Below are 23,993 nucleotides of genomic sequence, written 5' to 3'. Positions count from 1 at the left end.
GACGGTCTCTCACCGCGGGAAGAACTCGCGTAACGCGTCCGCCACTGCGTTCGGGCCCCGGCGGCCGGTCCCGTTCCACGGGCCGGAGTGGTCGAGCTCCTTCAGGTCGACGAGTTCGGCCTGGGGGATGAGCTCATGGAGGGCGCGGATGGCCTCCTTGAGGAAGGACGGGCTCCGCGAGCCCGTCAGGAGGAGTGTCGGTCGGGTGATCTCGGCGAACCGTTGACCGTGTCCGTCGACGCCGCCGACGACGGCGAAGTCGTACCGGACGCTCGGCACGAGGTCGCGCAGGCTGGGACCGGGGCGGGATCGACGGCTGTCCACCGCGAGGACCACCGACGCCAGCACGCGGGCGAGCGGTCGCGGCAGTGCCCGAAGTGGGCCCGGCGCCGTGCCGCTGGTCAGGAGGGCGGTCACGAGCGCGGAGGGCAGGTCGCCACGCTCGATCTCCCTCCCGAGCCTCGCGATGCCGGAGTGCGAGACGCCGGTGGCGTAGAAGGGCGGCTCGTAGACGGCGGCGTGGGTGACCGACGGCAGCGTTCGCGCCGCCTCCAGCGTGATGACGGCACCGGAGCTGAGGCCGAACACCCGGGACGAACCCGTCTCGGCGAGGACGGCCTGCAGGTCTTCGACGTCTCGCGCGATGTCGTGGTCGTCCTCGTACGCTCGCGGGCTCATCCCCCGCCCACGGCGGTCGGGGGTGTGGACGGTGAAGTCGGGTGACAGCGCCCGAGCGAGGTCGTCGAAGTCCTTCGCCGTCCCCATCGCACCTTGGACGAGGACCACGCCCGGTCCGGAGCCACGGCTGGTGAAGCCGATGTGGGTGCCGTCCGCTGAGATGGCGGCGTGATGGAGGCCGATGTCGCGCATGCCGCCTCCTTCCGTCGAAGTGTCCGCGCACAGCGTAGCTAGTTTAGCTAGTGATGAGACAAACTAGTGACTAGCTGCGTCTGAGAAACTGGACGCATGGCAGAGCACGAGCCCCTGCTCCCCGAGCGGCTCGACCCGGCGACGCTGGCCGTCCGTGACCTCCTCGCGGGTTCGCGCGAGGTCCTCGGTCGGGCGGCCGAGCGAATGGGGATGAGCGTCAACGACATGTCCGCGATCGGTGAGCTCGTCCAGCACGGACCGCTGGGAGCGTCGGAGCTGGCGCGTCGTCTCGGTATCCGAACAGCCTCCGTGACGTCGATGATCGACCGACTGGAAGCTGCCGGACTCGTGGAACGGGTCCGGGACCCCCTCGATCGCCGGCGGGTGACCGTCGTGGTGACGGACGCGGCGCGCTCGGCGTCGCTGCAGGCATGGGGCCCCGTCGTGCGACGAATCGACGAGTACTGCACGACGCTGTCGGCGACCGAGCGCGAGACCGTCGTGGCGTTCTTCGCGCGCATCACCGCGATCGTCGGCGACGCCTCGTGAGACCGTCCCCGGCCCCTCTCAACGTATAGCGGTGATCGGGGCTTGTGGCAAGCCCCCCACGGGCCCGCAGAATGCCGTCTCACCTGCGGGAACGAGGGGGATTCGTGATCGACGTGATCGTCGCCGGGGGCGGGCCGACCGGGATGGTGCTGGCGAGCGAGCTGCGGTTGCAGGGCGTGGGCGTGGTCGTGCTGGAGCGGGATCCGGAGCCGACCGAGGTGGTGCGATCGCTCGGGATGCACGCCCGCAGTATCGAGATCCTGGACCAGCGCGGACTCCTCGACAGGTTCCTCGAGGTGGGCACGCGGCACCCGTTGGGCGGGTTCTTCGCCGGGATCACCAAGGTGGCGCCGGAGGGCCTGGACACCGCCCACGCCTACACGCTCGGCATCCCGCAGCCCACCACGCTGCGGTTGCTGACCGAGCACGCGGTCGCGCAGGGCGCAGAGGTCCGGCGGGGGACCGAGGTCGTCGGCCTGACCGAGGACGAGGACGGGGTCACCGTCGAGACCTCGGCCGGTCCGCTGCGCGCGCGGTACCTCGTCGGGTGCGACGGCGGCCGGAGCACGATCCGCAGGCTGCTCGACGTCCGGTTCCCCGGGATCGCGGCGCGGCACCAGTGGCTCCTCGGCGAGATCGAGCTGACCTCGCCGGCGGCCGAGGTGACCGCGCGGGTCGCCGAGATCCGGCGGACCAACCTGTGGTTCGGCGTGGGGCCCGCCGGGAACGGGCGGTTCCGGGTCGTCGTGCCCGCGCTCGAGCACAGCGCGGAGCCCCCCACCTTCGAGGAGCTCACCGAGCGGATGCGCGCGATCGCAGGCACGGACTTCGGCGCGCACTCGCCGCGGTGGCTCTCCCGCTTCGGGGACGCGACCCGGCAGGCCGAGCACTACCGCGTCGGGCGGGTGCTGCTGGCGGGGGACGCCGCCCACGTCCACCCGCCGCTGGGCGGGCAGGGCCTGAACCTGGGCATCCAGGACGCGTTCAACCTCGGGTGGAAGCTCGCCGCCACCGTCCACGGCCGGGCGGACCTGCTGGACACCTACGAGACCGAGCGGCACCCCGTCGCCGCCGCGGTCCTGGACAACACCCTCGCGCAGGGCGAGCTGATGGCCCTCGAACCGGGGGCGCAGGCCGTGCGGAGGCTGCTCACCGAGCTGATGGACTTCCCGGAGGTCAACCGGCACCTGGTCGGGAAGATCATCGGGATCGACGTCCGCTACGACCTCGGCGGCGACCATCCGCTGGTCGGGCGGCGGCTGCGGGACCTGCCGCTGCGGCAGGGACGGCTCTACGAGCGGACGCGCGCGGGCCGGTGGCTGCTGCTCGACCGCACCGGGCTGCTCGCGGCGCCGGACGGCGTCGACGCCGTCGTCGACCCGACGGTGGAGCTCGACGTCCCCGCGGCCCTGCTGCGGCCGGACGGGCACGTCGCCTGGGTCGGGGACGACCAGCCCGAGCTCGACCGCGTCGTCGGACCTACGCCGGCGGGAGTACATGGGGCGCGGCGTCGCCCCCGCGGGGAGTAGTCGAGGTGCCCGCGCTCGCCCGATTCGCGCGGGCGCGGACTGGGCGAGGCTCGTCCCACCGACAACCCCTGGAGGGACCGTGACCGCAGTGACCTCCGTGCGCGTGCCCGTACCCCGGGCGGCCCGCAGCACGCTGCTGGTGGTGCACCTCGTGGCGATCGCGGCGTGGATCGGGCTCGACGTCGCGCTCGGGCTGCTCGTGCTCGTGCCGATGGCGGCGCCCGAGTGGACCACCGTCTGCTACCAGGTGCTGCCGCTGCTGTTCTGGCCGTTGCTCACCGCCGGGATGCTGAGCGCGCTCAGCGGCGTGGCCCTCGGCCTGGTCACCCGGTGGGGGCTCGTGCGGCACTGGTGGGTCGCGATCAAGCTGGTGATCAATCTCGTGCTGATCGTGCTGGTGGCGCTCCTGCTCGGCCCCGGTCTCGACGCCGCGGGGGAGTTCGGCCGGGCGCTCGCCGCGGGGGAGGTCCCCGCCGTCGAGGTGCCGCGGCTGTACATGCCGCCGATCGTCTCCACGACCGCGCTCGTGGTCGCCACGGTGCTCTCCGTCGTCAAGCCGAAGGGGCGCCTGCGGGCCTAGCCGACCCGCCGCAGCTGCGGCCAGAGCGCCGCCCAGCCCTCCCGGGGTGGCCCGCACCGCCACACCGGGCGCCCCTGCTCCTGGTTGTCCAGCCCGACGCCGTTGTCGATCGTGGCCGCGACCGTGCAGTCCGGGAACCACTCCCGCACCCGCGCCTCCGGGTAGCCGACGACGACGGCGGGGACCGCCCCCGCCGGGGGCACGCCCCAGTCGGCGAAGGCGTTGTGCCCGCTCAGGACCGGGACGTACGGGGCGAAGCGGCGCAATGCTCCGGCCTCGCCGTAGTTGGCCGCCACGACCACGCCGCCGGGCGGCACCACCGCGGAGACGGTGCGCGCGAACTCCGGCCAGCCCACCGTCTCGCCGACGTCTCCGACCATCGCCGTGATCGGGGTGTCCGCCAGCGCGGTGACCGGCACGACGGGAAGCATGAGCACGACGTTGACCAGTGCCGTCAGCGCCACGGCCACCCCGAGCAGCACCCGCCGCAGCGTGGTGCGTGCCCAGCCCAGCACGGGACCCGCGCCCGCCGCGAGCAGCAGCGGGAAGAGGCCCGCGAGGTAGTAGGGCTTGCCCCCGGTCGCCATGAACAGCACGGCCAGCACCGCGGCCGCCACCGGGAAGAGCGGGTACCGCCGCCACAGCGCGACCAGCCCCGCCACCCAGACCGGAATGAGCAGCGGCCCGACCAGCACCGCCTGGAACGGCACGACCAGCCACCAGGGCTCGCTGGAGGTGGAGGCCCCCGCGGCGATCGACCGGGACAGGGCGAGCATCGGCCAGCCGTGCCACGCCTGCCAGACCAGGAACGGCGACCAGATCGCGAGCGCGAGCAGGCCCGCGCCCCACAGCCACGGGTCCCGCAGCACCCGGCGCGGCCCGGCGACGAGCACACCGACCAGCAACGCCGCGAGCAGGAACGCCACCAGCATCTTGTTCTGCAGGCCCACGCCCGCCGCGAGACCCACCAGCAGCCACCGCGGCCCGCCCGCGGACAGCGCCCGCACCGTGAACCAGGTGACGAGCGCCCACACGAGCAGGTCCACGGTCGTCGTGGACAGCAGGTGCCCGGTCTGCAGCAGGATGGCCGACACCGCCATGCAGCCCGCCGCGAACACCTGGGCGGCCCGCGCGGCGCCCAGGTCCCGTGCGATCAGACCCGTGACCAGCACGACCAGACCCGCGAGCAGCGCGGGAGCCACCCGCAACGCGATCAGTGAGTCCCCGCCCAGCAGGGCGAGCAGCGGCGTGAGCGGGCCCTGGTCGACGTAGCCGGTCGCCACGTGACGTGCGGCCTCGAGGAAGTACAGCTCGTCCCGGTGGTAGCCGTATCCGCTGCTCAGAGCGATCAGGAGCGCGGCGACGAGCACCCCGATCCCGGCCGCCGGGAGCAGGCCGCCCGGGTCCATCGCCCTGGGTGACGGCGCGGCGCGCGTCGACGAGCCCGTCGGAGTGGCCTCGGTCATGGTTTCGACCCACCTGCTCGTGCCCGTTCGGGGCCCGGGTGCCCCCACCGTGCGGGGCGCCGCTCACCAAGCGTGAGCTGATCAAAGGATATGCGGCCGAACGGGTCACGGCTCACTGCATCGAGTGACGACCTTCGGGCGATCGGGCTTGACTCGGCCCGCCGGCGATGCCTGATGAGAGCAATAACCACACGCACAGTAATTCTGTTCACACGATGGTGGTAGATGGCTCGATACCTCGGTCGGGGGCCGGATAGCTTTTTGTCATCAGCGGGGCTCCCCAAGTCACACGCTGAAACACGATGGGTTCGACTTCGGATCCCCGTACGTAACAGGAGAAGCACTGTGCTGAAGAAGGCTGCGATCCTCACCGCTGGCGTCGCTGCGTCCCTCGTGGCGGTCTCGCCGCTTGCCTTCGCCGGCGAGGGTCACCACGAGCACTCCTCGTCGCCGAAGAACGTGGGCGTCATCTCGGACGGCGGCTCGTCCAGCGCGAACGGCCTGGTCGCCGTCAACGCCCTGAACGACGCCGAGGTCCTCAAGAACGTCAACGTCTGCGGCGTGGACGTCGACGCGGCGCTGTCGGTCCTGGGCATCCTGGGCGGCCAGGCGGCCAACGACGCCGCCCCGCAGTCGGTCGCCTGCGACGCCGGCGACTCCGCGGGCATCTGGCAGAAGTGAGCTGACTCAGCTCCACCGGGGATGACGCACCGGATCCGCTTCCGCGGGTCCGGTGCGTTCCTGTTTCCGGGCTTGCTCGGAAACGAATTCCGACGCCGCCGGAGAACGGTCAGGAATCGGGCCGCAGCTCCGCCGGGAGCCCGAACAGGGCGAACAGTTTCGTGTCCAGGAACGAGGTGATGCCGGTGATCCGGTCGCCCTCGATCCGCAGCACCTGCAGGCCCCACGGACGGTGCACCCCGTCCTCGCCGAGCCGGTACTGACCGAAGGCGGGCGCGCCGTTCGCCGAGGTGGGCAGCATGCGCGAGCCCTTGCACCCGATGCCGGCCCCCTGCATCCAGGCGAGCAGGTTCTCCCGGCCGCGCAGCCACAGCTCCAGCGGGGGCATGTTCTGCTCGACGTCCTCGTGCAGCAGGGCCACGAGACCCTCCATGTCGAAGGCCTCGAACGCTGCGACGTACTTGGCCAGCAGCTCGAGGTGCTCCTCCGGGGGCGGGGATGCCGACGCGTCGTCCGCGCTGCCGATGCCCCGCTCGTCCAGCGTGGCCCGTGCCCGCTGCAGCGCGCTGTTCACCGAGGCCACCGACGTGCCCAGCAGCTCCGCGACCTCCGCGGCCTTCCAACACAGCACCTCGCGCAGGATCAGCACGACCCGCTGGCGCGGCGGGAGGTGCTGCAACGCCGCCACGAACGCGAGCCGGATGGACTCCCGCGCCACGGCCGTCTCCGCCGGGTCGCTGTGTGACGGGGTGACCCGCGCGTCCGGCATCGGCTCCAGCCACGTGTCGTCCGACAGGGGCTCGCGCAGCAGCTCGGCCCGCGGCTCCGAGGGCCCCCCGAAGTCCATGGGGGTGGCGCGGCGCTTCCGGCCGTTCAGCGCGTCGATGCAGACGTTCGTGGCGATCCGGTAGAGCCAGGACCGCAGCGAGGACCGCCCGTCGAACTTGTCGAGGGCCCGCCAGGCCCTGATCATCGTCTCCTGCACCGCGTCCTCGGCCTCGAAGGAGGAGCCGAGCATGCGGTAGCTGTAGCCGGTGAGCTCACCCCGGAACTGCTCGAGCTGTGGCTCGAGCTCGTCCCGGGTCGGTGCCGTTGCGGGCGCACTCATCTCGCCTGTCCCCCCTGGGTGGTCCGATCGTGGTCCCCCGAGTGTGCCGTGCACCACCGACAAAAGCAGCGGGTGTGCGCCGATGCGTCCGGAACCGACGGTCGGCGGTGGAGCACTAGGATGCGTGAAGGACCAGGTGCCCGGTCCCTCGACGTCAGCCCTCGGGCGGAGGAAGGCTCGATGCCCGCAACCACCGGCACCCGACGGGCAGGCCGCAGGCCGGTCACCAGCCGGGACGAGATCGAGCACATCGCCCTCGAGCTCTTCAGTGCGCGGGGGTTCGACTCGACGACGGTGGACGACGTCGCGCAGGCCGCCGGCATCGGGCGGCGGACCTTCTTCCGCTACTACGCCTCGAAGAACGACGTGCCGTGGGGCGCGTTCGACGAGATGCTCGACCGGATGCGCGCGCGGTTCGCCGCCCTGCCCCCGGACGTGTCGGTCATGGCCGGGATCCGGGAGACCGTGCTGGACTTCAACGACATCCCGGTCGAGGAGCAGCCCTGGCACCGGCAGCGGCTGCGGCTGATCCTCGAGACGCCCGCGCTCCAGGCCCACTCCGCGCTGCGCTACGCCGAATGGCGACGGGTGGTCGCGGACTACGCGGGCGCGCGCCTGGGACAGGAGCCCACGGCGCTGCTCCCGCGCACACTGGGCCACCTGTGCCTCGGCGCGGCGCTGGCGGCGTACGAGCAGTGGTTGGCAGCGGAGGACGCGGAGCTGCGAGACCTGCTCGACGAGGTGCTCGCGGCCCTGGAGACCGGGTTCGCGCAGATTCGCGTGGGCTGATGGTCGGGGCGCCGGCGTGGGGGTGACGCTTGGGACGCCCAAGCGTCGGTGAGTGACGCTTGGGACGCCCAAGTGTCGGAGGTCGGGTTGACGCTTGGGACGCCCAAGCGCCGCTGGGTGACGCTTGGGCCGCCCAAGCAGCGCGGGGCGGCGTTCGGGGCGCCCGGGCGTTGGAGGTCGGGTTGACGCTTGGGACGCCCAAGCGCCGCTGAGCGATGCTTGGGCGTCCCAAGCGTCAGTGGGCCGCTCAAGCGTGAGTGGGCCGCTCAAGCGTCAATGGGCCGCTCAAGCGTGAGTGGGCCGTTCAGCCTCGGAATCGTCGGAGCACGTCGAGGGGCCCGGCCACCGGACGTGCCGGTGGCCGGGCCGTGGTCGAGCTCGCGATCAGGGGGTGGCGACGGGCGGGAGCGGGGTCGACCCGGGTGTCACCGCGACCCCGGGCAGCGCACCGGCGGCCGGAGCAGCACCCGCGGCCGGCGCGGCCGGGACCTCGGGAGCACCCGGAACGGCCGGAGCGGCCGGGACGTCCGGAACGTCCGGGGCCCCCGGCACGGCGGGCACGGCGGGCACGGCGGGCGCTGCGGGCACGGCCGGGGCCTCGACCGGGAGACCGGTGGCCGGGTCGACCGCCGCGGGGTCCGGGACCGCAGGGGCCGGGACGGCGGGCTCCGGGACGGCCGGGGCCGGCACCGCAGGCACCGCAGGCACCGCGGGCAGGGCGGCCGGGTCCGGCACCGGGACCGACGGGGCCGGCAGCGGGACCGTGAGGTCCTGCTCGGCCGCCGTCCCCGCCGGGAGCGCCGGGGTGTCCACGGGCAGCGCGGGCGCCGCCGGGACCGCGGGCACAGCAGGCACGGCGGGCACGGCAGGCACGGCGGGGACCGCGGGCACGGCCGGCACCACGGCCACCGGGTCGGGTGGGATGAGCCCACCGAGCAGCGAGGGCAGCAGCCCCTGCGCGGTGGTCAGGACGTCGTTGAGCAGGCCGCCGAGCAGCGACGGGGGCTCGAGCGGCACCGCGGGCAACGCGGGTACCGCGGGTACGGCCGGTAGCTGCTCCGCCGCGGGGGCGGCGAGCGCAGTGCCCGCCCCGAGAACGGCGACGCTGCCACTCGTCGCCACCGCGACGACGGCCAGCGCGATCTTCTTTCGCACGGCGTGTCTCCTCATGATTCTCCGAGCGGGAACGGCGGAATCATGCGAAGCGGCGCGCCGAGAGGCCATGACCCGATCGTGCAGGGCCCGACGACGAGATCGCACAGGGTGATCGAAAGGCCCGGATGTTCTCGATCGGGCGACCCCGAACCGGGCGGTCGAGCCCCGTCCGCCGGGCGACACCCCGTCCGGGTGGCCCGACGCGCCGGTGCGTGTCACCCACTGGCGTACTTCCGCGATCACCCTCACCCGTTCGGGCGCACGCTCACCGAACGTGGACGATCACGGGCGCGTGCTCTACGCAGCGTCAGCGGAGCGGGTGAGTCGATCGAGTCGTCTCGCCGTCGGCCAGCGCACGGAGTGTGCCCAGCCGAGCTGCTCGAAGGTGCGGATCGCGCGCGCCGAGACGTCGATCTGCCCGGGCTTGGCGCCGTGGCGCGCGCAGGTCGGGTCGGCGTGGTGGAGGTTGTGCCACGACTCGCCGAAGGACAGCAGGGCCAGCCACCACACGTTCGCGGAGCGGTCCCGTGCGGCGAAGGGCCGATCGCCCCAGATGTGGCAGACGGAGTTGATCGACCAGGTGACGTGGTGCAACAGCGCCACCCGCACGAGTCCGGCCCAGAACAGCGCCGACAGCGCGCCACCCCACGACCAGGTGAGCAGTCCGCCGAGCAGGCCGGGCAGCAGCAGGCTCGTCAGGGCGTACCAGAGGAAGTGGTCGGAGACCCGGCTGACCGCCCGGTCGGCCAGCAGGTCGGGGGCGAACCGGCGGAAGTTCGTCTTGTCCCGGTCCAGCAGCCAGCCCATGTGGGCGTGCCAGAACCCGCGGGCCAGCGCCCGCGGTCCCGTCCCGAACAGCCACGGCGAGTGCGGGTCGCCCTCCTTGTCGGAGTAGGCGTGGTGGCGGCGGTGGTCGGCGACCCAGGAGAGGGGCGAGCCCTGCAGCGCGAGCGAGCCCGCCACGGCCAGGGCGACGCGCAGGGCGGGCGTCGCCTTGAACGACCCGTGGGTGAAGTGCCGGTGGAACCCGACGGTGATGCCCATCCCGCTGACCACGTAGAACACCGCGAACAGTGCCACGTCCGTCCAGCCGAGACCCCAGCCCCAGGCCACCGGGACCGCCGCCGCCACGGCGAGCAGCGGGATGATCATGAAGGCGATGACGAGGACGTGCTCGAGCGTCGAGCGGCGGCCTTCGGTGGCGGGTTCCGCGGCTCGGGAACGGTCCGGTCGGTCCGGGGCGAGTATCGACATGCAGGGGCCTCACGTTGCGGGGGTCGGTCGGGGGAGGACCGGCTCCGGCCGCCGCATGCGACCCCGTCGGGACTCGCACGGCGGCCGAAGGTCACGGTAGCGCAACGAACAGGACAAGGAGCGGTCGCGGAGATGTGCGGTGAATGAGCATCCGCGGACTCGACCGCAGTCGGCCGTCGGCGTGATAGGTTCGGTGCCGGTTGCAGTCGTGTCTTCCTCGATCGTTGAGACAGCGTGCGTGGATGTGTGTGACAGCGGGCTCCGCACGCGCGGTCGGGGGGATGACTCCCACAGTTCGTGTACCCGTGCAACCTCCGGGCGTCGACATGTCGCGCGGATCCGTTCAGTGTGTGGGAGAACAGTTATGCCGCAGGGCACCGTGAAGTGGTTCAACGCCGAGAAGGGCTTCGGCTTCATCGCCACCGACGACAACGGGCCGGACGTCTTCGTCCACTACTCGGCCATCCAGACCAACGGCTTCCGGACCCTCGAGGAGAACCAGCGCGTCTCCTTCGAGTCGTCCCAGGGCGCCAAGGGCCCCCAGGCCGACTCGGTGACCCCGCTCTAAGCGGCAACACCAAGGCTTTCCGCTGCCGGCGATCCCCTCGGGGTCGCCGGCAGCGGCGTGTCAGGGGGTCAACCAGTCGCAGGTCAGGCGCAGCCCGTCGGCGACGCCGCGCAGCTCGATCCCCAGCCCCCGCGTGTTCGCGTCCTCCACGTGGACGGTGGGGAAGCGGCCGTAGACCTCGGAGCGGCGCGCGAAGGTCGGGGCGTCCGGGCCGAGGTCGGAACCCGGTGGCAGCGTCCGGACCCGGTGCGGGCTGCCGAGCAGCGCACAGGCCCGGTTCACGACCTGGCCGAACGGCGCCACCTCGCCGTAGAGCACGTACCGGGTCCCCGCCGCGCCCGCGTCGAGCACCCGCAGCGCGGCACGGGCGGTGTCCGCCGCGAGCGTCCAGCCGATCGGGGCGTCCACGACCGCGTCGAGCTCCCCGCGGGCGGCCGCGAGGAGCAGCCCGTTGTAGCTGTGCGGACCCGCGGGGGACGGACCGTAGATGCTGCCGGGCAGCAGGAAGGACGCCTCGACGTCCGCGGCGAGGACCAGCTCGTCCGCCTCGGCCTTCGCGCGGGAGTAGGGATCGGTCAGAGCCTGCGGCCCGGTGGGCGTCTCGCTGACCAACCCGGTCGGGTCCATGACGGCCGCGCCCGAGCTGCAGTGCACCAGCCTGCGGATCCCCGCGCGGCCCATCGCGGCGAGCAGGGCGCGGGTGCCGTCGACGTTCGCCGCCCGGATCTGGGCCTCGGTCCCGCCGACCAGCCCCGCGAGGTGCACGACGGCGGAGCAGCCCGCCAGCGCGGCGTCGAGGGAGCCCGGGTCGTCCAGCCGTCCGACGACGGCCTCGACCCCGGCGGGCAGCACCGCCGCGGCCTTCGCCGGGTCCCTCACGAGGACCCGCAGGTCACGCCCCTGCGCCTGGGCCACCAGCGCGCTCCCCAGGTAACCGGTCCCGCCCGTCAGCAGCAGCATGGCGCCATCATCCCCGAGCCGCGGCGAGCGGCGTCCGGCGCTGCGTGCCTCGAACGGAGTATCCGCCGATCTCGGGCACCCGACCGGTCGCCCGCCGCCCACCGGCACCCGGATCACCGATGATCGGTGATCGTCGCCACTCGTCTCTACGTCACGCGCGGTCACCGTCCGCCCCCGTGTCACGCGTACCTCGGCCCTCGTCGATGGTGTTGCATGTGATGTGGGCGACGGAGACGTCGCCGGGACGCGGGTACGGAACGAGGAGTGGGTCGGATGTCGTGGTGGGACAGCTACCGGGCCGTGTACGGCGCGGAGCTGCGGGCGGCCGCGGTGGAGTACGTCGAGCACGGGTGGCCGCTGGTGCCGGGCCCGGGCGCGGACGTGCTGCTGGACACCGGGACCGTGCTCGACGTGATCGAGGTTCCCGCCGAGATCGGCCGCCGCGTGTGCGCCACTCTGCGTGACCGCGGGATGGTCGTGCCCGTCGCGGCGACCCCCCACGACACGTGGTGGTTCCCGATGACCCCGAACCACCCGCTCCCGGCGGAGCTCTCGCTGCACACGGACGTCGTGCTGCACACGGACGGCATCGGGGTGCTCGCCCCGCCGACCGAGCGGCCCGACGGCTGGGTGCAGTGGCGGGTCCGCCCGGCGTTCACCGGCTATCGGGTGCCGGACGCCGACATGATCATCGATGCCGTCCTGGCCGCCGTCCGGCGCCGGGCGGGCAGTGCGGTGGAGGAGGTCGAGCGCCCGGACACCCAGCGATCCGTGGCGCAGATCGCCCGCGGGGTCTAGCCGACCCCCGCGTCCCGCCCGGACGGTCTCGCGCGGCGTCGACCGCGCGCCCGGGCCGCGGACGCACCCGTGTGTGGCGCGATCGCCCCGCTGCCGCACCACGGACCCCCGGCCGGGTCCGGCGGATCACCGCCGGACCCGGCCGGTCTCATGTCCCGCCTGCCCGCGGTCGGGCCGGGTGTCGGTCGGTGACCGCGGCTCCGCTGAGGAACCCTCAGCGGATTCGGGCACTATGGGGCGGTGAGCACACCCGCGGGTCTCGAGCTCGGCCCGGTCGCCGAGGAGCAGAAGCGGCGCGACCTGCGCCGGATGAAGATGGTCGCCACCGGGTTCCTGGTCGGCGCGACGATCGTGTTCTTCGTGATGCGCTACCTGGAGCTGCGCCAGGGCCTGGCCTGGGCGGGGTACGTCCGGGCCGCGGCCGAGGCGGGCATGGTGGGCGCGCTCGCCGACTGGTTCGCCGTGACCGCCCTGTTCCGGCACCCGCTCGGGCTCAAGATCCCGCACACCGCGATCATCCCGCGCAAGAAGGACACGATCGGCGACGCGCTGGGGGACTTCGTCGGGGAGAACTTCCTCTCCGAGGAGGTCGTCCGGGACAAGCTCGGCCGGGTGCAGGTCTCGCAGCGCGTCGGCACCTGGGTCGCGCAGCGGGAGAACGCCGATCGGGTCACCGCCGAGCTCGCCACCGCGGCCAGCGGCGTCGTCACCATCCTCAAGGACGACGTCGTGCAGGACCTCATCGAGCAGGTCCTGGTCCGCAAGCTGCTGGACAAGGAGGTGGGGCCGCCGCTCGGCAAGCTGCTGGAGGGCGTCCTCGCGGACGGCGCGCACCGCCACCTCGTCGACCTCGTGTGCGACCGCGCCTACGACTGGGTCACCGCCAACCAGGAGATGGTGCTGCGGGTCGTGCACGACCGGGCGCCCATGTGGACCCCCCGGTTCCTCGACGACATGATGGCCGACAAGCTGTTCACCGAGGTCCAGGGCTACGCGTGGGCGGTGAAGACGGACCCCGAGCACCCCCTGCGGCACGCGGTGGACCGCTTCCTCACCGAGTTCGCGAAGGACCTGCAGAGCGACCCGAAGACGATCGAGCGGGCGGAGCGGGTCAAGCAGCAGGTCGTCGAGCACCCGGACGTCCAGAAGTTCATCGGGCAGGCCTGGGGCGTGGCGAAGGGCATGATCCTCGACGCCGCGTCGGACCCGTCGAGCGAGCTGCGGTCCAGGGTCCGGGACGGGCTGATGAGCCTCGGCGCCCGCCTGGAGCAGGACGCGGAGCTGCGGGGCCGCCTCGACGGCTGGCTCGCGGACGCGGCGGGGTACGTCGTGCGGCACTACCGCGGCGAGATCACCACGCTGATCACCGACACCGTCGCCAAGTGGGACGCCGAGGAGACCAGCCGCAAGATCGAGCTCCAGGTGGGCCGCGACCTGCAGTTCATCCGGATCAACGGCACGGTGGTGGGTGCCCTGGCAGGCCTGGTGATCTACACGGTGTCCCAGCTCGTCTTCTGAGCCCTCCACGATGCGGTCAGAGTGCCGCGCCCACCGCCAGGCCGAGGCCCGCCGCGCCCAGGCCTGCGAGCACCGAGGCCACGGCGTTCGCGACGGCGAGGGGGCGCGGCAGGTGCACCGTCTCCCAGCCGAAGGTGGAGTACGTGGTCAGGGCGCCGCAGAAGCCGGTGCCGACCAGTGCCGTGATCCAGGGGCTCGCGGCGGCCCCGGTGACCAGGCCCAGCACGAACGAGCCCACGACGTTCACCGCGAACGTGCCCCACGGGAAGCCGGTGGCGTGGCGGGACTGGACCAGCCGGTCCGTCAGGTAGCGGGCCGGGGCCCCGACGGCCGCGCCCAGCACGACCATCAGTGGAACCATCGCCCCGCCCACATCCCCGCCCAGGTCGCGACCAGCGCGGCCGCGAGCGTGCCGACCAGGTAGGCCGCGCCGAGCCCGATCCGCCCCTCGAGCAGGAGCCGCTGCGCGTCCACGGCGTAGGTGGAGAACGTGGTGAACCCGCCCAGCACGCCGGTGGCCAGGAAGGGCCGCAGCAGGGGGTGGGCGCCGCGCGCGATGAGCACCGTGAGCGCCACGCCGATCGCGAAGCACCCGACGACGTTGATCAGGAACGTGCCCGGGGGGCCCGGGAGCGCGAGGCCCACGGCCCACCGGGCGAGCGCGCCGAGCACCCCGCCCGCCGCGACCGCCAGGACGGGGCGGCTCTGGCCGCGCAGCACCTCGGAGGTCACCACGGGAGCCTAGTGCGGTGACCGCGGACGCTCACCGGTCCGCGCGCGGCGCCTTGGGCGACACCACCCGGATCCCGCGACCACCCGGCGAACCTGTGGTCGGCGCACGAGCTGAATCGTGTCCGAGGCCACGCGACCAGCGCAAGCACCCCGCTTGCAGGAGCTAGCACTGCCGCGTACGGTCGAGACGTGTCCGAGGGGTCGACCGACAAGCTCAACCAGGCCGTGGGTCAGGTGGGGCACGTCGTCGAGAAGGTCGAGAAGACCGTCGACGACATCGGCTCCTACATCCGCGCCCAGCGCGAGTCGGCGCAGGTCTCCCTGCGTCAGCTCGCGAAGACCGCGGGGGTCTCCAACCCGTACCTCAGCCAGATCGAGCGCGGGCTGCGCACACCGTCCGCCGAGATCCTGCAGCAGATCGCCAAGGGGCTGCGCATCTCGGCGGAGGCCTTGTACGTGAAGGCCGGGATCCTCGAGCAGCGTCCCGCGGGTGCCGTCACGGATGCGGTGCTGATCGACCCGCACCTCACCGAGCGGCAGAAGCAGGTGCTGCTGGACATCTACCAGTCCTTCCGGCGCGAGAACGAGCCGGGCGAATCGACAGAACAGGGAGAGTGATCACCATGGCCGTGTCGCTGCCGACCGCCGCGGACGTCCGCAAGGTCCGCGAGCAGTTCGCCGAGTCCGTGGCCGACCAGGCGGGAGTCGTGAAGACCCCGGCGCTCGCCGTGCTGGGTGCGGGCGAGTACGCGTACTCCACCGTGCTCGGCGCCTACTCCACGGTGAAGACCCGCGCCACCGAGCGGGCCGAGGCCGCGCAGAAGTTCGCAGGCGAGCTGCCGGGCGAGCTCGAGGAGCTGCGGGGCAAGCTCAGCACCGAGGAGCTGCGCAAGCTCGTCGAGCAGCTGCGGGCGCAGGCGGAGAAGTACTACGCCGACCTGGCCAAGCACGGTGAGTCCACCTGGACCACCATCCGCAAGCAGCCGCAGGTCAAGCAGGCTTTCAGCTCGGTCGAGGAGTTCACCGGCAAGGTGGACGCCCGCGTGGACGCCCTCGTCGACGACGCGCACGACGTCGCGGAGAAGGCCCTCTCCACGCTGACCACCCAGACCCGCTCGGTCGGCGAGAAGGTCGCCGTCCGCACCCAGAAGGCCGCGGACGAGGTCGCCGAGACCATCACCGAGGTCTCCGCCGAGGTGTCGGAGAGCGTCGCCGAGGCCGGCAAGGAGGCGGCCGAGGCCGTGGACACCGCGGGCGACGAGGCGGCCTCCACCACGCGCAGCGCCACCCGGCGCGCGGCCAACCGCACCGCCCCGGCGAAGGCCGAGCCGAAGACCGCACCGAAGCCGGCCCGCAAGCCCGCCGCGCGCCGCACCACCACGGCGAAGGCCGCCCCCAAGGCGGAGCCGAAGTCGGACTCCTGACCCACGCCGTCGAACGGCCCCGGAGACACCGCCGAGCGCGGGCTCCGGGGCCGTTCACGCGTCGGTCACGGTGCGGGTATGTCGGGATCGCGGCGACCCACGTAGTCTGACCCGGTGAACGTGTTCACCATGCTCGACCGACTGGTGCTGTTCGTCATCGGCATCGTGGTCGCGGTGTGCGCGGGGTACGCCTTCGTGCACGCGATCCGCCAGCGGGCGGACGCGTTCCAGGCCGCGAGCAAGCTGACCAAGAACGCGTGGCTGGGCATCACCGGTGCCGCCGCGCTGTTCCTGCTGGTCATCCCCATCTTCGGGGTCATCTCCCAGCCCAGCGTCTACGGCGTCATCATGTCGTTCCAGGGGCTGCGCAGCGAGCTCACGCTGTTCTGGCTGGCGGGCACCGTGGCGATGCTGGTCTACATGGTCGACGTGCGGCCCGCCGTCGTCGCGGCCTCCCGCGGGGGCAACGGCTGGTGAGCGTCTGGGGCAGCCTGTCGGCGGTTCCCGCGGCCGACCGGCCAGACCTGCTCGCCGAGCCCGTCGCCAAGGCCGTCGCCGGTCTGTCCGGGGTCGAGGTCGCCGAGATCGACCCCGCGCTGGCGGACACCGCCGCGTTCTGCGAGGCCTACGGGTCCCCGCTCGAGGCGAGCGCCAACTGCGTCGTCGTGTCCGGCAAGCGCGCCGGCGAGGTCCGCTTCGCCGCCTGCCTGGTCCTCGCGACCACCCGGGCGGACGTCAACGGCCTGGTCAAGCGCAGGCTGGACGTCCGCAAGGCCAGCTTCGCCCCGATGGACCAGGCCGTGGAGCTGACCGGCATGGAGTACGGCGGGATCACCCCGCTCGGCCTCCCCGCGGACTGGCCGATCCTGGTGGACGCGCGGGTCGCGGCCGCCGAGGCCGTGATCGTCGGCAGCGGCATCCGGGGCTCCAAGCTCGCCGTCCCGGGCGCGGTCCTGGCCGGGCTCCCCGGCGCCGAGGTCGTCGAGGGCCTGGGGAACTGACCGCTCACGCGCTCAGGTGCGCGGCCAGCCGGATCGCCAGGGCCACCGTCGTGAGGCTCGGGTTGGCGGCGGGCGAGGCGGGGAAGACCGAGTTGTCGCAGGCGTAGAGGTGCTCGACGTCGGCGAAGCGCAGGTTCTCGTCCACCACCGCGCCCATGCGCAGCGTCCCGACCTCGTGCGCCACCCCGCCCAGCGTGCCGTTCTCCAGGAACAGCCCCTGCTCCTCGGCGACGGGGGTCGCGCCCAGCCCGGCGAACAGGGCGGCGGTGAGGTCGTCGGCCAGGGCGAGGTCGGCGGCGGGCGGCGGCACTCGCTTGAGCTCCAGCTTCACCGGCGCCGCGGGATCCGGGCCGCTCAGCCGGACCGCGTTGGTGTCGTCGAGGTCCGCGTAGTGCAGGTAGACGATCTCGCAGGCCGTCCAGCCGTTGCGGACGGCGCGGTCGCGGGCGAGGTTGGCCGGGTCCACGAAGCGGCCCTGGTTGAGGTTGGCCCCGATCTCGACGACGACGAGGAACCCCTTGTCCGTCCGGCTCGCCAGCGGGTGCCGCAACACCACCTTGGCGGAGTCGCCGGGCGTGATGCCGAACGTGCCCGGCGGCAGCGCGAAGTGCCGGAAGCGGATGGTGTGGTCGGTGATCCCGACGCCCGTCCGCGGCCCGCCGAGCCCGGAGGCGAGCGCGATCTTGGCCGACTCGATGGTGCCCGCGCTGAGCACCACCTGCTCGGCGCGGTACTCGCGGGGCTGCCCGTCCCAGCACTCGACGACCATCGGGGTGCCCGGGCGCACGCGCTGCACCGCCGTCTCGAGGTGGACCTGCGGCCTGGTCCGTCCGGGATCGTCGACGAGGCTGTCCTCCAGGAGGAGGTCGGCGGTGGAGAACAGGCCGGCGGGCAGCGCGAGCGGGGTGGCGCCGTTGTACTGCACGGCCAGCGGGGCGTCCTCCGCGACGAACCCCGGCATCCGCTGTTCGAGCTCCACCCGGGCGACGCGCTGGAAGTCGGCGAAGTCCGGTCGGGCTCGGTTGAGGGCGGCCTCGGCGGCGGCGAACCCGCCGTTCAGCAGGAGGTCGTCGGCCACCGCCCGGGGCCAGCCCGCCAGCTCCCACGGCGCCTGGCGCGGGATCAGCCCGCCCCAGAACAGCGACCGGCCGCCGAGGGCGAAGGCCTGTCCGCTGTCGACGTCGGGGCCCGCGCCCTCGTAGTTGACGGTCTTGAACTCGTCCCACAGTGACCAGATGTGCTTGCTGAACCGGCCGATGGGGATCTGCCGGGCGAGGTTGCCGACGTGCGTCGGGAACAGGTATCCGCCCGCCTCCAGCACGAGCACGTCCGCGCCGCGGCGGGCCAGCTGGGAGGCCAGCACGCCGCCGCCCATCCCTGACCCGACGACGATGACGTCGTACACGTGGCCCGGGTCGACGGTGCGCGGGAAGAAGAGGTCGGCCGGTGCGGGAGGCATGCTGGAACGAGCCGCGAGGGTCGCGGCGAGATACCCGGTGCGGTCAGGCGTAGGCGCGCAGGGCCGTGTCGAGGTCGTCGAGCAGCAACTCGGCGGCCTGGTAGCCGGCCGGGAAGAACCACCGGGTGACGGTGGCGTGCCCCGCCCGCACCGCGGCGAGGTTCTCGTAGCCCGCCTGCCCGGCGAGGGGGTTGTTGCCGGCGGCGTCGACGGCCACGATCAGACCGTTCGTGCCGCTCAGCACGCCGAAGTTCTCCTCCGACTGTTGCACGAAGTTGGCCTGCTGCCCGGCCGCGGCGCCGAACCGGACGCCCGCCTCCTTGAGCACGACCCCGTGCGACGACTCGGGTCCGTAGAGGTACCAGGGGGCGCCCGGTTGGCCGCTGACCAGGTCCCAGGTGGTGCGGCCGAGGACGTCGGCGTGGGTGCTCGCGATCCGCGCGGCCTTCTGGTGCGTCGCCGCGGCCAGTGCGGCCATGTCGGCCTCGCGCCCGACGGCCGCGGCGGTGCGGGCGGCCTCGTCCTGCCAGTTCCCGCCCGCGGCCTTCCACTCGAACAGGACGGTCGGGGCGACCGCGGACAGCGCCTCGTAGGGGATCGCGCCACCGGACCGCTGGATGTCCGAGCTCGGGGAGAAGTCGCCGCCGATGACGAGGTCCGGTTTCAGCGCGGCGACCTTCTCGACGTCGACCTGGTTGTTGTCGTCGACGCGCGGGACGTTCGCGATCAGCGCGTCGTAGGCGGGCACCTTCGGCACGTAGGTGGGCAGCCCGACCGGGACGATCCCCAGGTCCAGCAGGGCCATGGCCTCCGGGAAGCCGATCGCGACGATCCGGGTCGCGGTCGCGGGGATCTCCACCGGGCCCCGGATGGTGTCGACCGTGCGGGTGGCGGCGGGGGGCGCTGCGGGGGCGGCCGTGCCGCAGGCGGCCGTGACCAGGGCGAAGGTGGCGACCGTGAGACCGGTCAGCAGAGGGCGAAGCACGAGGTGAGGTTAGCCATGCCTCATATCGAGGGGAGGCCGGCTTCGGCGGCGGATCGGCCATCCCGTCCCCGGCCTGCGGTCGGATGTCCGGAATGTCATCGCGGTCACGGCGACGGAACGGGTGGGCCGGCGCACGGGCGATAGGATCGCACCTCGTGTCGGACAGCGGCCGGCCCGCGATCTCGGTGCTCGACTTCGCGCTGGCCCACGGGCAGTTCTTCCCGGACCACGAGCACTCGGTGCACCAGCTCGCCTGGTCGCCTGCGGGGGTGCTGACCGTCCGCGTCGGGGCGCGGTCCTGGGTGCTGCCGCCGCACCTCGGGCTCTTCATCCCCGCCGGGCTGCGGCACTCGACCGGTGCCCACCGGGCCACGACGATGCTCGCGCCCTACCTCGATCCCGCTCGCTTCCCCCGGGACTGGGCGTCCCCCATGGTCGTCCGGATCGCGCCGCTGGCCCGGGGGCTCATCGAGTACCTCGCCGATCCCGACCTGTCCGTCGAGCGGCGCCGCCCCGCCGAACAGGTGTTGTCCGACGTGCTCCACCCCGTCGGCGTGGCCACCATCGAGGTGCGGGAGCCCACGGACCCCCGGGCGGCCGAGGTCGCCAGGGCGCTGGCCGCGGACCCGGCGGACGACCGCGGCCTCGAGGCCTGGGGGCGGCAGGTCGGCGCCTCGGTGCGGACTCTCACCAGGGCGTTCGCGGCGGAGCCGGGAAGCAGCTTCACGGAGTACCGCACGCAGGTCCGGCTGCGGGCCGCGCTCGCCCTGCTGGCGGACGGCGTGCCCGTCGGCGCCGTGGCGCACCGGGTGGGCTACCGCAGCCCCAGTGCCTTCATCGCCGCCTTCCGGCGCCGGACCGGGGTGGCGCCGGGCAGCTACTTCGGGGAACCTGAGTGAGGGGCGCTCAAGGTTCCTGTGTTCGCTCCGGGAAGAATTACTTGAGCGCTGGAATGAGGCTTGCGGTGTAAGCGTTGGGCAGGACATGACACAGACGCTGAAGCTGCCGGTGCTTCCGCTGACCGACTCGGTGGTGCTGCCCGGCATGGTGGTGCCCGTCCGGCTCGACGCGCCGGAGGTTCAGGCAGCGGTCGACGCCGCTGAAGGCAAGCAGGTCCTCGTCGTCCCCCGTCTGGACGGCAAGTACGCCGCGATCGGTGTGGTCGCGGTCCTCGAACAGATCGGCAGGCTCCCGAGTGGTGAGCGTGCCGCGGTCGTCCGCGGTGAGACGCGGGCGCGCATCGGCTCCGGTGTGACCGGGCCCGGCTCGGCCCTGTGGGTCGAGGCCGAGACGGTGGCGGAGTCCCCCGTCACCGGCCGGACCCAGGAGCTGGCCAAGGAGTACAAGGCGCTGGTCGTCTCGATGCTGCAGCAGCGGGGCGCCTGGCAGATCATCGACGGCGTCCAGCAGATCACGGACCCGTCCGAGCTGGCCGACACGGCCGGCTGGAACCAGTGGCTCGACCTGGAGCACAAGTCGCAGCTGCTGAACGAGACCGACGTAACCCGCAGGCTCGAGCTGCTCCTGGAATGGACGAAGGAGCACCTGGCCGAGCAGGAGGTCACCGAGAAGATCGCCGGTGACGTCCGCGAGGGCATGGAGAAGCAGCAGCGCGAGTTCCTGCTGCGCCAGCAGCTGGCCGCGATCCGCAAGGAGCTCGGCGACGACGACCCCGAGGGCGAGAACGACTACCGCGCCCGGGTCGAGGCCGCCGACCTGCCCGAGGACGTGCGCAAGGCCGCGCTGACCGAGGTCGGCAAGCTGGAGCGCGCGAGCGACCAGAGCCCGGAGTCCGGCTGGATCCGGACCTGGCTCGACACGATCCTGGACATCCCGTGGAAGTCCACCACCGTCGACACCGACGACCTGGTGGAGGCCCGCCGGATCCTGGACAGCGACCACGCCGGACTCGACGACGTCAAGGAGCGGCTGATCGAGTTCCTGGCCGTCCGGAGCAGGCTGAACCGCAAGGGCGTGGAGAACGTCGGCGGTCGTGGCTCCGGTGCCGTGCTCGCGCTGGTCGGCCCGCCCGGCGTCGGCAAGACCTCCCTCGGTGAGTCCGTGGCCCGCGCGCTCGGTCGCAAGTTCGTCCGCGTCGCCCTCGGCGGCGTGCGGGACGAGGCGGAGATCCGGGGCCACCGGCGCACCTACGTCGGCGCGCTGCCCGGCCGCATCGTCCGCGCGATCCGCGAGGCCGGGACGATGAACCCCGTCGTCCTGCTCGACGAGATCGACAAGGTCGGCAGCGACTACCGCGGCGACCCGTCCGCGGCCCTGCTCGAGGTGCTCGACCCGGCGCAGAACCACACGTTCCGCGACCACTACCTCGAGGTGGACCTGGACCTGTCCAACGTCCTGTTCCTCGCCACCGCGAACGCCTACGACACCATCCCCGGCCCGCTGCTGGACCGCATGGAGGTCGTGACGCTGGACGGCTACACCGAGGCGGAGAAGGTCGCCATCGCGCGCGACCACCTGCTGCCGCGGCAGCTCGTCAAGGCGGGCCTGGAGCCCACGGACGTGGAGTTCTCGGACGTCGCGCTCGGCATGATCGCCGCGGAGTACACCCGCGAGGCGGGCGTGCGGCAGCTGGAGCGGGGCCTGGCGAAGGTCCTGCGCAAGGCCGCCGTCGCGATCGACACCGGCGAGGCCACGCCGATCCACGTCGACGCCAACACCCTGGTCACCTACCTGGGCCGGCCGAAGTTCACGCCGGAGTCCGCGGAGCGCACCTCCGTCCCCGGTGTGGCGACGGGCCTGGCGGTCACGGGAGCGGGCGGAGACGTCCTGTTCATCGAGGCCACCGCCATGGACGGCGACCCCGGCCTGACGCTCACCGGCCAGCTCGGCGACGTCATGAAGGAGTCCGTCTCCATCGCCCTGTCGTACCTGCGCAGCAAGGGTCTGGCGGGCGACCTGGCGTCGAAGAAGCTGCACGTGCACGTCCCCGCGGGCGCGGTCCCGAAGGACGGCCCGTCGGCAGGTGTCACGATGACGACGGCGCTCGCGTCGCTGGCGTCGGGACGCCCGGTGAAGTCGTCGGTCGGCATGACCGGTGAGGTCACCCTGCAGGGCAAGGTCCTGCCGATCGGCGGGGTCAAGCAGAAGCTGCTGGCCGCCCACCGTGCCGGCCTGACCGACGTGATCATCCCGAAGCGCAACGAGCCCGACCTCGACGATCTGCCGGAGTCGGTCCTCGCGGAGCTGCGGGTCCACCCGGTCGCGGACGTCGCCGACGTCCTCGCGCTGGCCCTGGAGTCTGCAGACTCGACCGTCTCGGCCTGAGCACCCCGTGAGTGGCGATGGTCGCTATGGCGACCATCGCCACTCACGGCTGTTCGGGGGCGTGCCGGCCCAGCACCACGTCGCGGCCGGCGTCGCCCTGGTGCTCGCCGGCTTCGGCGACCCGGGGGAGCACGCCGCCGCGGTGAAGGCCGCGGCCGAGCGCACCGCCCCGCTGTTCGCGACCGAAGCGCCGCTGCCCTATGTCGCCCTGCAGCAGATGCTGGACGCCGCCGCCCTGCACGGCAACCTCCTGCACGTCAACGCGAACATCGCGCCCGCCTGAGGTCGTGCGGTAAGTGGTGCCCCAGCACCACTTACCACGCACGGGCGGCGGAGCCGCGGGTCAGCGGAAGACGACGGTCTTGTTGCCGTGCACCAGGACCCGGTCCTCCAGGTGCCAGCGCAGGCCGCGGGCGAGGACGAGGCGCTCGATGTCCCGGCCCCGGCGGACCATGTCCGGCACCGTGTCGCCGTGGTCCACCCGGATGACGTCCTGCTCGATGATCGGGCCCGCGTCGAGGTCCGCGGTGGCGTAGTGGCAGGTCGCGCCGATCAGCTTGACGCCCCGCTGGTGCGCCTGGTGGTACGGCCGCGCGCCCATGAACGAGGGCAGAAAGCTGTGGTGGATGTTGATCGCCCGGCCCGCCCACTCCTCGCACAGGTGCGCGGGCAGGATCTGCATGAACCGGGCGAGCACGATGGCGTCCGGGGAGAAGGAGTCGACGATCTGGCGCACCTTCTCGAAGGACGCCACCTTGCCCTGCTCCTTCTTGGGGTCGCGGGGGCCGGGGAACGGCACGTGGTGGAACGGCACCCCGTGCGCCTCGACCAGCGGCGCCAGGTCGGCGTGGTTGCCGATCACCGCGTCCAGCGTGACGGGCAGCTCGCCCGCGGCGATGCGGCCCAGGAGGTCGTGCAGGCAGTGCGGCTCGCGGGTCACCAACAGCACGGCGTGCTTCGGGACGCCGGTGTCCGTGACCTGCCAGGTGGCCTCCGGCCCGAACTCGTCGGCGACCGCGGCGAACCGGGCCCGCAGCTCGTCGACCCCGAAGGGCAGTGAGTCCGCCCGCACGGCCTGGCGGGTGAAGAACCAGTTGTCGCCCGCGTGGTAGGCCGCCTCGACGATCCAGCCGCCCAGCTCGGCGAGGAACCCGGAGATCCGCGCGACGATGCCCGTGCGGTCGGGGCAGCTGAAGGTGATGACGTACCGGCGGTCGAGCTCCACGGGCACGATCGTCGCAGATCACAGTGCGCAGCCGATGCGCAGCCGGGCGTGCGGGCG

Annotated in this window: 26 protein-coding genes; 15 read left to right on the top strand and 11 right to left on the bottom strand. The window is 72.8% G+C overall.

The genetic code is table 11. The features are described from left to right. Positions 1 to 9: 9 nt before the first annotated feature. On the bottom strand, positions 10 to 870 hold the full coding sequence (locus L3X23_RS22120) for an alpha/beta fold hydrolase (protein WP_237194178.1): 861 nt from the start codon (positions 868 to 870) through the stop codon (positions 10 to 12). 96 nt (positions 871 to 966) lie between these two features. Here L3X23_RS22120 and L3X23_RS22115 point away from each other — a divergent pair, with 96 nt between their 5' ends. From L3X23_RS22115 to L3X23_RS22105, 3 genes are all read left to right on the top strand, one after another. Further along, positions 967 to 1,419: a MarR family winged helix-turn-helix transcriptional regulator gene (locus tag L3X23_RS22115; protein ID WP_237194177.1), complete on the top strand. Its 453-nt coding sequence runs from the start codon at positions 967 to 969 to the stop codon at positions 1,417 to 1,419. 104 nt (positions 1,420 to 1,523) lie between these two features. Next, on the top strand, positions 1,524 to 2,948 hold the full coding sequence (locus L3X23_RS22110) for an FAD-dependent monooxygenase (protein WP_237194176.1): 1,425 nt from the start codon (positions 1,524 to 1,526) through the stop codon (positions 2,946 to 2,948). A gap of 79 nt (positions 2,949 to 3,027) precedes the next feature. Continuing rightward, the gene (locus tag L3X23_RS22105; protein WP_237194175.1) at positions 3,028 to 3,528 is read left to right on the top strand and encodes a hypothetical protein; all 501 of its coding nucleotides are present in this window, start codon (positions 3,028 to 3,030) and stop codon (positions 3,526 to 3,528) included. Here the strand turns inward: L3X23_RS22105 and L3X23_RS22100 are convergent. Then, positions 3,525 to 4,994, bottom strand: a complete 1,470-nt coding sequence (locus L3X23_RS22100) for a glycosyltransferase family 39 protein (protein ID WP_237194174.1) — start codon at positions 4,992 to 4,994, stop codon at positions 3,525 to 3,527. The two genes, L3X23_RS22105 and L3X23_RS22100, sit on opposite strands and share 4 nt — an antisense overlap. Before the next feature lie 345 nt (positions 4,995 to 5,339). On the opposite strand from L3X23_RS22100, the gene L3X23_RS22095 reads away from it, so the two are divergent. Beyond that, positions 5,340 to 5,675: a hypothetical protein gene (locus tag L3X23_RS22095; RefSeq protein WP_093084502.1), complete on the top strand. Its 336-nt coding sequence runs from the start codon at positions 5,340 to 5,342 to the stop codon at positions 5,673 to 5,675. Between the two features lie 109 nt (positions 5,676 to 5,784). Here L3X23_RS22095 and L3X23_RS22090 read toward each other — a convergent pair whose 3' ends face one another. Then, positions 5,785 to 6,783, bottom strand: a complete 999-nt coding sequence (locus L3X23_RS22090; protein WP_237194173.1) for a sigma-70 family RNA polymerase sigma factor — start codon at positions 6,781 to 6,783, stop codon at positions 5,785 to 5,787. Positions 6,784 to 6,963: 180 nt separating this feature from the next. On the opposite strand from L3X23_RS22090, the gene mftR reads away from it, so the two are divergent. Next, a complete protein-coding gene (mftR, locus tag L3X23_RS22085) occupies positions 6,964 to 7,572 on the top strand; it encodes a mycofactocin system transcriptional regulator (RefSeq protein ID WP_237194171.1) in 609 nt (202 codons plus the stop codon). A gap of 384 nt (positions 7,573 to 7,956) precedes the next feature. On the opposite strand, the gene L3X23_RS22080 is transcribed toward mftR, so the two are convergent. Together L3X23_RS22080 and L3X23_RS22075 are read right to left on the bottom strand one after the other, a co-directional pair. Beyond that, positions 7,957 to 8,727 (bottom strand): hypothetical protein, encoded by a 771-nt coding sequence (locus L3X23_RS22080; RefSeq protein WP_237194169.1) that lies wholly within the window; start codon positions 8,725 to 8,727, stop codon positions 7,957 to 7,959. 297 nt (positions 8,728 to 9,024) lie between these two features. Then, positions 9,025 to 9,981, bottom strand: coding sequence for an acyl-CoA desaturase (locus L3X23_RS22075; RefSeq protein WP_237194168.1), 957 nt, complete (start codon positions 9,979 to 9,981; stop codon positions 9,025 to 9,027). A 364-nt stretch (positions 9,982 to 10,345) separates the two neighbouring features. On the opposite strand from L3X23_RS22075, the gene L3X23_RS22070 reads away from it, so the two are divergent. Next, a complete protein-coding gene (locus L3X23_RS22070; protein ID WP_093084517.1) occupies positions 10,346 to 10,549 on the top strand; it encodes a cold-shock protein in 204 nt (67 codons plus the stop codon). Positions 10,550 to 10,609: 60 nt separating this feature from the next. Here the strand turns inward: L3X23_RS22070 and L3X23_RS22065 are convergent, their stop codons facing one another. Then, complete coding sequence (locus tag L3X23_RS22065; protein WP_237194167.1) at positions 10,610 to 11,509, bottom strand: NAD-dependent epimerase/dehydratase family protein; 900 nt, start codon at positions 11,507 to 11,509, stop codon at positions 10,610 to 10,612. A gap of 273 nt (positions 11,510 to 11,782) precedes the next feature. Here L3X23_RS22065 and L3X23_RS22060 point away from each other — a divergent pair, with 273 nt between their 5' ends. Together L3X23_RS22060 and L3X23_RS22055 are read left to right on the top strand one after the other, a co-directional pair. After that, positions 11,783 to 12,307, top strand: coding sequence for a hypothetical protein (locus L3X23_RS22060; protein WP_093084522.1), 525 nt, complete (start codon positions 11,783 to 11,785; stop codon positions 12,305 to 12,307). A gap of 240 nt (positions 12,308 to 12,547) precedes the next feature. After that, on the top strand, positions 12,548 to 13,825 hold the full coding sequence (locus tag L3X23_RS22055; RefSeq protein ID WP_374204892.1) for a DUF445 domain-containing protein: 1,278 nt from the start codon (positions 12,548 to 12,550) through the stop codon (positions 13,823 to 13,825). Positions 13,826 to 13,841: 16 nt separating this feature from the next. Here the strand turns inward: L3X23_RS22055 and L3X23_RS22050 are convergent, their stop codons facing one another. Further along, positions 13,842 to 14,186 carry a CrcB family protein gene (locus L3X23_RS22050; protein WP_237194166.1) on the bottom strand — a complete coding sequence of 115 codons (345 nt, stop codon included), beginning with the start codon at positions 14,184 to 14,186 and terminating at the stop codon, positions 13,842 to 13,844. Beyond that, the gene (locus L3X23_RS22045) at positions 14,174 to 14,557 is read right to left on the bottom strand and encodes a CrcB family protein (protein WP_237194165.1); all 384 of its coding nucleotides are present in this window, start codon (positions 14,555 to 14,557) and stop codon (positions 14,174 to 14,176) included. The genes L3X23_RS22050 and L3X23_RS22045 overlap by 13 nt, the downstream gene beginning before the upstream one ends. A 225-nt stretch (positions 14,558 to 14,782) precedes the next feature. Here L3X23_RS22045 and L3X23_RS22040 point away from each other — a divergent pair, with 225 nt between their 5' ends. The 4 genes from L3X23_RS22040 (at position 14,783) to L3X23_RS22025 (ending at position 16,982) form a co-directional block, all read left to right on the top strand. Then, entirely contained in the window at positions 14,783 to 15,175 is a 393-nt protein-coding gene (locus L3X23_RS22040; RefSeq protein WP_237198096.1) for a helix-turn-helix domain-containing protein, read from the top strand. Between the two features lie 5 nt (positions 15,176 to 15,180). Next, positions 15,181 to 15,981, top strand: coding sequence for a hypothetical protein (locus L3X23_RS22035; protein ID WP_237194164.1), 801 nt, complete (start codon positions 15,181 to 15,183; stop codon positions 15,979 to 15,981). 114 nt (positions 15,982 to 16,095) lie between these two features. After that, positions 16,096 to 16,458, top strand: a complete 363-nt coding sequence (locus L3X23_RS22030; protein ID WP_237194163.1) for a DUF2516 family protein — start codon at positions 16,096 to 16,098, stop codon at positions 16,456 to 16,458. Then, entirely contained in the window at positions 16,455 to 16,982 is a 528-nt protein-coding gene (locus L3X23_RS22025) for a YbaK/EbsC family protein (RefSeq protein WP_374204891.1), read from the top strand. The genes L3X23_RS22030 and L3X23_RS22025 overlap by 4 nt, the downstream gene beginning before the upstream one ends. A 4-nt stretch (positions 16,983 to 16,986) precedes the next feature. Here the strand turns inward: L3X23_RS22025 and L3X23_RS22020 are convergent, their stop codons facing one another. Beyond that, a complete protein-coding gene (locus L3X23_RS22020) occupies positions 16,987 to 18,441 on the bottom strand; it encodes a GMC oxidoreductase (protein ID WP_237194161.1) in 1,455 nt (484 codons plus the stop codon). A 43-nt stretch (positions 18,442 to 18,484) separates the two neighbouring features. Next, entirely contained in the window at positions 18,485 to 19,426 is a 942-nt protein-coding gene (locus L3X23_RS22015) for an ABC transporter substrate-binding protein (protein ID WP_237194159.1), read from the bottom strand. Positions 19,427 to 19,581: 155 nt separating this feature from the next. On the opposite strand from L3X23_RS22015, the gene L3X23_RS22010 reads away from it, so the two are divergent. The 3 genes from L3X23_RS22010 to L3X23_RS22000 all read left to right on the top strand — a co-directional run bounded on the left by L3X23_RS22010 (position 19,582) and on the right by L3X23_RS22000 (position 22,994). Then, positions 19,582 to 20,325 (top strand): helix-turn-helix transcriptional regulator, encoded by a 744-nt coding sequence (locus L3X23_RS22010; protein ID WP_237194157.1) that lies wholly within the window; start codon positions 19,582 to 19,584, stop codon positions 20,323 to 20,325. A gap of 85 nt (positions 20,326 to 20,410) precedes the next feature. Beyond that, positions 20,411 to 22,711 (top strand): endopeptidase La, encoded by a 2,301-nt coding sequence (gene lon, locus L3X23_RS22005; RefSeq protein ID WP_237194155.1) that lies wholly within the window; start codon positions 20,411 to 20,413, stop codon positions 22,709 to 22,711. Positions 22,712 to 22,772: 61 nt separating this feature from the next. Continuing rightward, positions 22,773 to 22,994, top strand: a complete 222-nt coding sequence (locus L3X23_RS22000; protein WP_237194154.1) for a hypothetical protein — start codon at positions 22,773 to 22,775, stop codon at positions 22,992 to 22,994. Between the two features lie 60 nt (positions 22,995 to 23,054). On the opposite strand, the gene purU is transcribed toward L3X23_RS22000, so the two are convergent. Next, a complete protein-coding gene (gene purU, locus L3X23_RS21995) occupies positions 23,055 to 23,936 on the bottom strand; it encodes a formyltetrahydrofolate deformylase (protein WP_374204890.1) in 882 nt (293 codons plus the stop codon). Positions 23,937 to 23,993 lie beyond the last annotated feature (57 nt).

This window comes from Pseudonocardia sp. WMMC193 (assembly GCF_021728735.1).
Classification (GTDB): domain Bacteria; phylum Actinomycetota; class Actinomycetes; order Mycobacteriales; family Pseudonocardiaceae; genus Pseudonocardia; species Pseudonocardia oroxyli.
Note: the sequence above shows the minus strand (reverse complement) of the source record. Positions and strands in the feature narration are given on the sequence as shown.

Bases quoted from the DNA above. Each gene is read 5' to 3' on its own strand.
- L3X23_RS22020 (WP_237194161.1), bottom strand. From the start codon at position 18,441: ATGCCTCCCGCACCGGCCGACCTCTTCTTCCCGCGCACCGTCGACCCG.
- L3X23_RS22090 (WP_237194173.1), bottom strand. From the start codon at position 6,783: ATGAGTGCGCCCGCAACGGCACCGACCCGGGACGAGCTCGAGCCACAG.
- L3X23_RS22075 (WP_237194168.1), bottom strand. From the start codon at position 9,981: ATGTCGATACTCGCCCCGGACCGACCGGACCGTTCCCGAGCCGCGGAA.
- L3X23_RS22050 (WP_237194166.1), bottom strand. From the start codon at position 14,186: ATGGTTCCACTGATGGTCGTGCTGGGCGCGGCCGTCGGGGCCCCGGCC.
- lon (WP_237194155.1), top strand. From the start codon at position 20,411: ATGACACAGACGCTGAAGCTGCCGGTGCTTCCGCTGACCGACTCGGTG.
- L3X23_RS22070 (WP_093084517.1), top strand. From the start codon at position 10,346: ATGCCGCAGGGCACCGTGAAGTGGTTCAACGCCGAGAAGGGCTTCGGC.
- L3X23_RS22060 (WP_093084522.1), top strand. From the start codon at position 11,783: ATGTCGTGGTGGGACAGCTACCGGGCCGTGTACGGCGCGGAGCTGCGG.
- L3X23_RS22100 (WP_237194174.1), bottom strand. From the start codon at position 4,994: ATGACCGAGGCCACTCCGACGGGCTCGTCGACGCGCGCCGCGCCGTCA.
- mftR (WP_237194171.1), top strand. From the start codon at position 6,964: ATGCCCGCAACCACCGGCACCCGACGGGCAGGCCGCAGGCCGGTCACC.
- L3X23_RS22120 (WP_237194178.1), bottom strand. From the start codon at position 870: ATGCGCGACATCGGCCTCCATCACGCCGCCATCTCAGCGGACGGCACC.
- L3X23_RS22065 (WP_237194167.1), bottom strand. From the start codon at position 11,509: ATGCTGCTGCTGACGGGCGGGACCGGTTACCTGGGGAGCGCGCTGGTG.
- L3X23_RS22035 (WP_237194164.1), top strand. From the start codon at position 15,181: ATGGCCGTGTCGCTGCCGACCGCCGCGGACGTCCGCAAGGTCCGCGAG.
- L3X23_RS22115 (WP_237194177.1), top strand. From the start codon at position 967: ATGGCAGAGCACGAGCCCCTGCTCCCCGAGCGGCTCGACCCGGCGACG.